Origin of the sequence: Streptomyces sp. NPDC001668 (assembly GCF_042893155.1) — a bacterium.
Lineage (GTDB): Bacteria > Actinomycetota > Actinomycetes > Streptomycetales > Streptomycetaceae > Streptomyces.
The window spans coordinates 513,202-521,312 of sequence record NZ_JBIAUQ010000006.1 but is presented as its reverse complement, the minus strand read 5'-3'; the positions used below and the strand labels follow the sequence as shown (position 1 = coordinate 521,312).

Below are 8,111 nucleotides of genomic sequence, written 5' to 3'. Positions count from 1 at the left end.
GCTGCTCACCCCGATCATGCTGTTGCTGCTCTTCGTCTACATCTTCGGCGACACCATGAGCGCCGGACTCGGGGACGGCGGCGGCGACCGCTCCGCGTACCTCGCGTACCTCTTCCCAGGGATCCTGATGCTGACCATCGGCGGCACGACGATCGGCAGCGCGGTCTCCGTCTCCATGGACATGACCGAGGGCATCATCGCCCGCTTCCGCACCATGGCGATCCACCGCGGTTCGGTGCTCGTCGGCCACGTCGTCGGCAGCGTGATCCAGTGCGCGATGAGCGTGGCCCTCGTCGGCGCCGTCGCCGTGGCCATCGGCTTCCGCTCCACGGACGCCACCGTGCTGGAGTGGATCCTGGCCTTCGCCCTGGTCGTCCTCATGTCCCTGGCGCTCACCTGGATCGCGGTGGGGATGGGCCTGTCCAGCCCGAACGCCGAGGCCGCCAGCAACAACGCCATGCCCCTGATGATCCTGCCGCTCCTCTCCAGCGCCTTCGTGCCGGTCGACGCGATGCCGGGCTGGTTCCAGCCGATCGCCGAGTACCAGCCCTTCACCCCGGCCATCGAGACCCTGCGCGGCCTGCTCCTCGGCACCGAGATCGGCCACAACGGCTGGCTCGCCGTCGCCTGGTGCCTCGGCCTGGCCGCGCTCGGCTACGCCTGGTCCAAGTCGCTCTTCGACCGCGACCCGAAATAGCGGTCACGACGCGTCCCGCTCCGGGGCGGCACACTCCGACACGACGTCGGCGTATGCCGCCCTGCCGGCGGTTCGAGCGCGTCGGGAGTACACACATCCAGTCGCGCCGGTGTGGCGTGCGCCGACTCGTAAGTCGCCTTGTCCCCCTCGAATTGATCCAGACAGCAAACAAACCCCAGGCTGCCGACCTGGGGTTTCTGGGTCTTGGAGTGGTCGAGTGCGTCGGATTGCACCGCTGTTGCCCGTGGTTTTCCGCTCTTTGTCCGCTCGGTTCGTGGCCGGTCGCCGAGGAGACGTTGCGGTTGCAAGCACCGGGTTGCTCCGTCCTCTGCTGGGAGAACCTCGTGGTGCGCTTGACCGCCAGTATGCCATTTTTAATGGCATACTGGCGGTGTGGCTGATGACGATGTTGACTTCCTGCCCGGCGACGGCCCCACCAGCGGCATCTCCGTCACACTGACCGCCGGAACTCTGCAGGCGATCCGGGAGCGGGTCGGCAAGCGGGGCGTATCGGCGTACCTGGAGAAAGCGGCCCAGCGGCAGATCGAGCGGGACAACCTGGACGAGCTGATCGCGGACTTCGACAGGGTGCACGGTCCGGCGGACCCCGAGGCCGTGGCGGCCAAGCGTGCCCGGCTCACCGGCGGCGCCTCAAATTCCGGGGCGGCCGCGTGAGCGGGGCCCTGGTCCTGGACAGCGAGGGCCTGGCGAAGGCTGTTCAGCGTGATCGGGAGATCCACGAGTGGCTGACGGCGGCTCGCGACGCCGACCTCCCCGTGATCACCTCGGCAGCGGTACTGGTCGAGGTGATCCACCCAAAGATCAACGAAGCTGCACTGAAGTGGACCCTGTCCCGCCTTGGTGTCGAGCCGGTGACCCAGGCCGTCGCGCAATCCGCTGCCACCTTGCTGTGTGCAGCGGGACTGCACGGCCACAAGTACGCAATCGACGCCATGCTGTGCGCCACCGCCCTGCAGCATCCCGGCCAGGTGACGATCCTGACTTCCGATGTAGAAGACATCGCCCTGCTCACTGCCGAGCACCCGCGCGTGAGTGCCGAGAAGGTCTGAGCCGAGGCGCTTTGCAGAGACGGTGCTCGCCGTGCGTAGATCGTCCTGAAATTGATCGTGCTGGTTGTTCCCGCCTGCCCTCATGCCCCGCTTCAGGGCGAGCGCATTGCTCAGGCGTCTGATCGGGGACACGGCACTCCGGCGCCGCCTCTGGAGTCTTGTCGATGAGGAAGATCAGGACGATGCCGTGCGGCGCGAGTGGGCCAACGTGTTGGCTCTGTGGAGGAGGTCGCCAAGTACTGAGCGCCGCGGCGATGCTTCGGCCGACGAAATGTGGCGGCGTACCAGCGGCCGGCGGACGCGGACGAGAGAAATGTGTACGCCCTGCGGCAGACCGCTCGTCTGATGACGGCGGCCGTGGGCCGGACGAGACCTTTGCCTGGCTGATGTCGTGCGCGGCCCATCACGCCGAGGAGGGCTGTCCGGACGAGATATCCACCGTGGCCGAACTGCGTCACAGCGGGACGCACGAACGAGGCGCTCGACTTGCTCCGCCGCGCATCGCAAACCGGTGACCCGTACGCCTGGCGTCAGTCCGCGGATCTGCTCCAGTCGGCCAGCTGTACGAAGGACGGACAGCGCATGTGGCGGTACGGCTGGGCGCCGGACGGTGAGATCTCGCAAGCGTGGAGTGCGGCTCTCCGGCAACTCAGCGGGTTGGTCACGTCCGGGTGACCGGAGCCTGATCATTCTCGACGGCCTTCTCGGATGCTGTGGGTTCGGGTATGCGCCAGACGATGCGGACCTGCTCGTCGAGGGGGAGCGAGGGGTCGCCGATGTAGACGCGGTGTATGAGGTAGAGGACGGCCAGCTGGAAGGCCCCCGGCTCCATGTCGTCCACCGTCGACACTGTCGCCCGGCTCAGCCTGTTCACCTGACGGACGAGACGGGGCTCTGTTTCGAGAGGCCCGAGCTCGGCGACGATCTCCGGTCCGAGTGCGCCGTCCTCGCGCATGGCCAGGATCGAGCGCCGCATCAGGTCAGGTTCGGCGTCGATCCGATCGAGGATACGGGCGAGGAGGTAGTCGTGGAGCAGGTCGGCCTCGATCCGGCCGTGCTCTACAGGCTCCTCGTCCGTGCAGTCAGGGCACCCCGCGCACTCGACGGGGCCGACGGAGTCGTCTCCCGGTCCCTCGTCAGCCTCTCGGGTGGACATGAAGCACGAGGTCGCCCACATGATCTCGGACGGGCTCAGCTCCAGGTCCTCGGCGGTCCACAGATCGGGGTCCGGGGATTCACCGCCTCTTATCTCCTCGGGTATGTCGATCCGGCCGCGCATCAAGGACTCGAGGGTGACGAGAACCGGTTCCCAGTCCTGGGCGCTGAGCAGCAGCGTCGCCACACGGTCCCCCGGGCGCTTCCAGAAGATGAGGTCTTCGTCGTAGCCGTTGACGAAGTGCAGAACGTGGTCCGCTGGGTCGAATTCGACGCCGGACATCTCGCCGAGGTGGGTGAGGACGGCCTGCCGATCTCGATAACGTCCGACGTAGCGGCGGGCTTGGGCGACGAAGGACTCCATGGTGGTGTCGTCCAGCACCGCGTTGGGGCTGACCCCGATGAAGCGCGGCGGACTCAGCTGACCGGACCGACGGAGCTGTTGGGTTCCGTTCGCCCAGTGCAGTTGTCTGGTGTCAGGGTCGTACACCACGCAGTAGACGGGGATGTTCCCGTTCGCCCAGGTGTCGCCGTGCTGGTCGACACGCACCGCGTAACCGTTGCCACGGCGTCGGCTGTTCCCACCCTTGACCTGAACCTTGATCGTGTCGCTCGTGAGACGCCCGTTGTCGGTGAAGGTGACGTAGAGGTCCTCGCCGAAATCGTTCTGCCCGGAAATTTCCTGCACGATGTGGTCGTGCTCTTCGAACAGGGAGCGCAGCGCGTTCACGGCGGCCTGCCCCACGCGCCGCCCTTTCGAGATCTTCGGCATATCGTCCTCCCCCGGAGCTCCCTCGCCGGACCCCCGGCAGCTCCGGGACGGCACCGTCCTTCGACATCCTGCCGCACGCCTCTGACATCCGGCCTGGGGAACGGCGGCCAGAGTGCTACGTGCACGGGCTCAGTACTCGGCCCGGGGTTCGCATGCCCAGCCCGGGAAGCCTCGCCGGGACACGGCCGTCTGGTGCCGTCTGTTGCACCCGCTGCTGACCGTTGTTGTCCGCTCTGAAGGGCACGCTATGGGCACGGAATCGGCCAGCAGATTGTTACCGCCTCTTCCGGGTCGGCAGAGCCACTACGCACGCACCGGATGCCAGGTGGGCCGCCGTGGGTGTGGTCGAGGTGCGACCGGGCTGTGAGCGGTCGGCTCTGAAACGTGTCTTCATGGCCGACGGCGCCCTTGCGGTCTTCAGTCCTCGTGTGGAATTTCCAGCTCCTGGAGTCGTTCGCCGATGTCGTCGGCCCACGATTGCGCCCACCGACGCAGCTCGGTGATTGCCGGCTCGTCCAGCCCGTAGGCGGCGAACTCGGTGTCGTCGATCCAGTCGGCCCCGCCCAGACGTGCTTGAAGCTCGCGTAGATCGAATGAGTCACGGGCGTGGCGACGGCCAAGTTGTTCCAGATCGATGTGGCTCCAGCGGTCCGCTGCGGCCTGCACGTCGACCAGATCTCTGGCGAGTCCCCGGTCGGCCAGTGCGCGAACCTTCGTGCCGACGACATCTTCGAGGGACAGCACCAGTCCGTGCTCGGTGCGCACGGGGGGCCGCCAAAGTGTCTCCTTGAGGACGTCGACCTCGCACTCCTCAAGGCTGGCGGGATCGGTGACGATGAGCCGCGCTGACAGTGGATCTGTCTCCAGAGCCCTCACGCGCCATCCGCGTTCTTCCAGTCCGCTGCGCACGGAGGTGGCGATGTCCTCCATGCGTTCCGGGTTCTCGGTCGCGACATCGAGATCCTGGCTGAGCCGGTTGACCAGCCCATGTGCTTGAACCGCGTAGCCACCGGTGAGCGCCAGAGGGTAGACACCACCCACGTCAAGGACGTCCGCAAGCAGCCGACGGTGCAGATCCGTGAGGTTCACGCAGCAGCCTGGGCTCCGTGAGCCAGCTCGTCGAAGGAGCTCTCCCACACTTCCCGGACATCACGGCTGACCAGTGTGCGCAATGTGGGCCACAGGCTGACCAGAAGGTCACGATTGAGGAACCGGATGAGATCGTCGCGCAGACCCTCGGCCAGGACTATCCGGTAGTAGCTCATCCGCAGCCGCGGCTGGTCGAGATCGAACGTGGTGAGCCCCGACCACGCCAGATGCAGAGGCAGGGTCACCGTGCCGTGCTGGGGGCCGACGAGCTCGGAAAGTGCGCCAGGCGCACGGCGAGCAAACTTGGCGCGGCGAAGATCAGAGAGACCGGGCTGTGTTGCCATACGTTGATTATCCAGGAAGAGCCTGCGGTGGGCTCAGTGATCCGCAGACTGGCGTAGGGGCATCTCAGGTACCCCGTTAACAAAGAATGTCCCTCACCTCCTGTCGGCCGGGTGGAAGAGATGAGCTATGGAAAAGAAAACAGCTGTTGAGAGCTTCGATGGCCCCTGGAGCTCGGCCTCACATCCCGTGTGTCGTGTCCACCCGTCAATGTGCGCACCGACGGTGCGCACATTGACGCTCTCGCTGTCGCCTCTCTACCGTTCCCTCATCGAGAGCAACCAGGGCGGTGTACGGGGGTTTCATGGACGGTACGGGGCTCAGCGAAGATCGCCTGTTGTCGAGGGCCGAACTCGCACAGCTGGCTGGGGTGATGCGGCCAGCGGTCACCAACTGGCAGCGTCGGTACGAGGATTATCCAGAGCCGGTCAGGACGGGGGAGACGGAACTATTCAGTCTGCGGGCGGTTCTCGGATGGCTTGATTCCCGTCCGATCCCGTCGCGCGCGCGTGCGTCCGACGAGCCGCCCGGGATCACCTATGCCGACCGTATGCGGCGGAACCTCACGGCATCGGACGACGCCCGCCAGAAAGCGACCACGCCGAGCGATGAGGCAGCCGACAGCGGTCTGTCGCGCGACGAAGAACAGCGTGCACGGCAACTCGCGCAACTGCTGGGACCGATCGCGGACGCCGTGCGCGGTGGCGGATCGATGACGGACTATCTTGCCTTGCTCCTCTCCCTGGTCTTTCTTCAGGTGAGCGGAGACCCGCACTCGGTGTCGCTCCCACGTACGGCGCGGGCTCGATCCAGGGCGGCCACAGCGGCTTTGTTGCAGGAGATCGGGGAGGCGGCCGACGAGGCACTTCGCCTGCGTGGTGTGCTGCCGGGCATGCGGGCAGCCATCGTCAGGTTGGAGCCTCGGGAGTACGCGGATGTCGTCGAGGTGATTCGCCTGACCGACGGCTTGGGGATCGATGAGTTCCGGCAACTGGTGGATCAATTCGGCTCCCGAGCCGGGCTTCCCAGCGGAGAGTTCTTCACCCCCCGTGCTGTCGTGCGGCTGATGCGGGACGCCGTCATAGACGACGAGGACTCCGCGCAACGCGTCTACGATCCGTATGTGCGCGCAGGCGAGATGCTTGACGGGGTCGCTGAACGCCTCGGTGGCGTCGTGCCTCTGACCCTGCGTGGTGAGAGCCCGCAGCGCGGCACACTTCAGCTCGCCGGAATGAACCTTGCGCTGCACGGAGTGCCGGTCGAACTGGAGGCCGTAACCACGGCCCCATGGAACGAGCGTGTCTGGCCGAAGGCCCGCCAGGCCGACCTGATCCTGACCAATCCGCCGTTCAACGCTCGCGGGGTTGGGGCGAGGCCGCGTGAGGGCATCGACTGGCCGTACGGACCGCCTCCCCCCGGCAACCCTGCATTCGCCTGGCTCCAGCATGTCCTGGTGTCCCTCAAGGACGAGGGCCATGCAGGCGTCGTGATGCCGGTCAGCGCGGGCGCCTCCACAGACCTCCGGGAGCGGGAGATTCGGGGCAGGCTGGTGGAGGACGGGGCTGTCGAATGCATCGTCGCGCTGCCGCCCCAGCTCTTCTCGGGGGCTCAGGTGTCCGTCTGCTTGTGGTTCTTGAGGCGCTCCACAGCGGTTTGCGAGGAGATCCTGTTCGTGGACGCCCGAGAGTTGGGCGACAAGGCGAGTCGCGGACCGCGGGTCCTGTCCGACGAACACGTCGGGGCGGTGACGGAAACCGTTCAGGCGTGGCGGCGAGGAACTGGATTCCGCCTCGGGCGGCAGAGCGCCGGCCATCTTGCGGTCGCTGCTCCGCTGGAGGCCGTGCGGGCTGCGGGTTACTCGCTCAGCCCCGCCGACTATGTGGACAGATGGATGTCCGCGGCCTCACCGGCTGATGCGGCGACTGAGGCAGCAGCGACGAAGCGGGCGCTTTATACGGCCGGGCGTCGAACGAAAGCCGTAGACGGTGCGGTCGATGCGCTCTCGTACAGCCCTTTGCCGTCAGCCTTCGTGCTCTCGTATGACGGGCTACCTCATGACTGGCGTCGGGTTCCGCTGGGCGATCTGGTCGAGATCACGGCCGGCCCGTCCTACTCACGGCTGCCGGCCGAGGTTCGCTCCGTGGCAGGCGATCTGCGTGTCGTGATGCCGAAGCATCTGCGTGAGGGACGTATCGACGATCGCGACATGGAGAAAGTGGGTGAGGATGTCGCTCGCGCACTGGCAAGGTTCCGTCTCCGCCCCGGAGACATCCTGTGCGTGCGTTCCGGCGCCCAGATGCCCCCTGCCTTGGTAGAGAAGGCGCAGGAAGGCTGGCTGTTCAGCACCAACCTGCTGCGGCTGCGTGCCCTGGAATCGGACGGGGAGGTCCTTGTCCTCCCCGGCTACCTGCTCGCCTACTTGTCTCTGCCGCAGACGGTGCATTGGCTCAAGGAGTACGCCCGCGGCACCGCCGTCCCCTCCCTCAGCGCCGCCACACTGGCACTTCTGCCCGTACCGTTGCCGCCCCTTGCTCACCAGCGGCGAATCAGCAACGCGCTGGATGCGGTAGGCGCACAGATCACCGCGCATCGCGAACTCATTCAGGCCGCGATGCACCATCGCAGCACACTGGCCGCCCATTTCCTGACTGGCGTCTTGGTCCCGGAATGATGCTCTCCTCCCGTTTCAGCCCCTTCGTGAAGGAAGACTTCTGTGAATGCTCCATCGTGCGAGCCGCGATCCGGAACGAGGTATCTGTGGCTCCTCGTGGCAGCGCTGTTCTCTCTCGTAGTGGCCCTCGTTGCTGGGATCCTCAAGGCCAGCACCGGAGCCGGATTCGCCGAGGCAGTCCTTTACGGCGGCACTGCTTTTGCCACGACGATGGGCCTCTGCTTGCTTGTCCTGTCCGCGGTCGGCCAACTCTGAACGAGCCGACCGGCCTGTGCGCGGCCGCCAGCCGTTGGAAAGAAGCAAGCACGAATGGTG

Annotated in this window: 7 protein-coding genes; 4 read left to right on the top strand and 3 right to left on the bottom strand. The window is 66.3% G+C overall.

What is annotated here, in order from left to right; translation table 11 throughout:
* The 3 genes from ACFYZ8_RS21990 to ACFYZ8_RS21980 form a co-directional block, all read left to right on the top strand.
* A partial coding sequence (locus ACFYZ8_RS21990; protein WP_388537749.1) for an ABC transporter permease occupies positions 1-697 on the top strand: 697 nt, incomplete at its 5' end.
* Between the two features lie 393 nt (positions 698-1,090).
* Complete coding sequence (locus ACFYZ8_RS21985) at positions 1,091-1,372, top strand: hypothetical protein (RefSeq protein WP_359039915.1); 282 nt, start codon at positions 1,091-1,093, stop codon at positions 1,370-1,372.
* Entirely contained in the window at positions 1,369-1,767 is a 399-nt protein-coding gene (locus ACFYZ8_RS21980; RefSeq protein WP_388537747.1) for a type II toxin-antitoxin system VapC family toxin, read from the top strand. The genes ACFYZ8_RS21985 and ACFYZ8_RS21980 overlap by 4 nt, the downstream gene beginning before the upstream one ends.
* A 661-nt stretch (positions 1,768-2,428) precedes the next feature.
* On the opposite strand, the gene ACFYZ8_RS21975 is transcribed toward ACFYZ8_RS21980, so the two are convergent.
* The 3 genes from ACFYZ8_RS21975 to ACFYZ8_RS21965 form a co-directional block, all read right to left on the bottom strand.
* The gene (locus ACFYZ8_RS21975; protein ID WP_388537745.1) at positions 2,429-3,694 is read right to left on the bottom strand and encodes a DUF4365 domain-containing protein; all 1,266 of its coding nucleotides are present in this window, start codon (positions 3,692-3,694) and stop codon (positions 2,429-2,431) included.
* A 417-nt stretch (positions 3,695-4,111) separates the two neighbouring features.
* A complete protein-coding gene (locus ACFYZ8_RS21970) occupies positions 4,112-4,783 on the bottom strand; it encodes a nucleotidyl transferase AbiEii/AbiGii toxin family protein (protein WP_359039909.1) in 672 nt (223 codons plus the stop codon).
* Positions 4,780-5,127 (bottom strand): transcriptional regulator, encoded by a 348-nt coding sequence (locus ACFYZ8_RS21965; protein ID WP_359039907.1) that lies wholly within the window; start codon positions 5,125-5,127, stop codon positions 4,780-4,782. The genes ACFYZ8_RS21970 and ACFYZ8_RS21965 overlap by 4 nt, the downstream gene beginning before the upstream one ends.
* 302 nt (positions 5,128-5,429) lie before the next feature.
* On the opposite strand from ACFYZ8_RS21965, the gene ACFYZ8_RS21960 reads away from it, so the two are divergent.
* Positions 5,430-7,796 carry an N-6 DNA methylase gene (locus tag ACFYZ8_RS21960; protein WP_388537743.1) on the top strand — a complete coding sequence of 789 codons (2,367 nt, stop codon included), beginning with the start codon at positions 5,430-5,432 and terminating at the stop codon, positions 7,794-7,796.
* Positions 7,797-8,111: the final 315 nt, after the last annotated feature.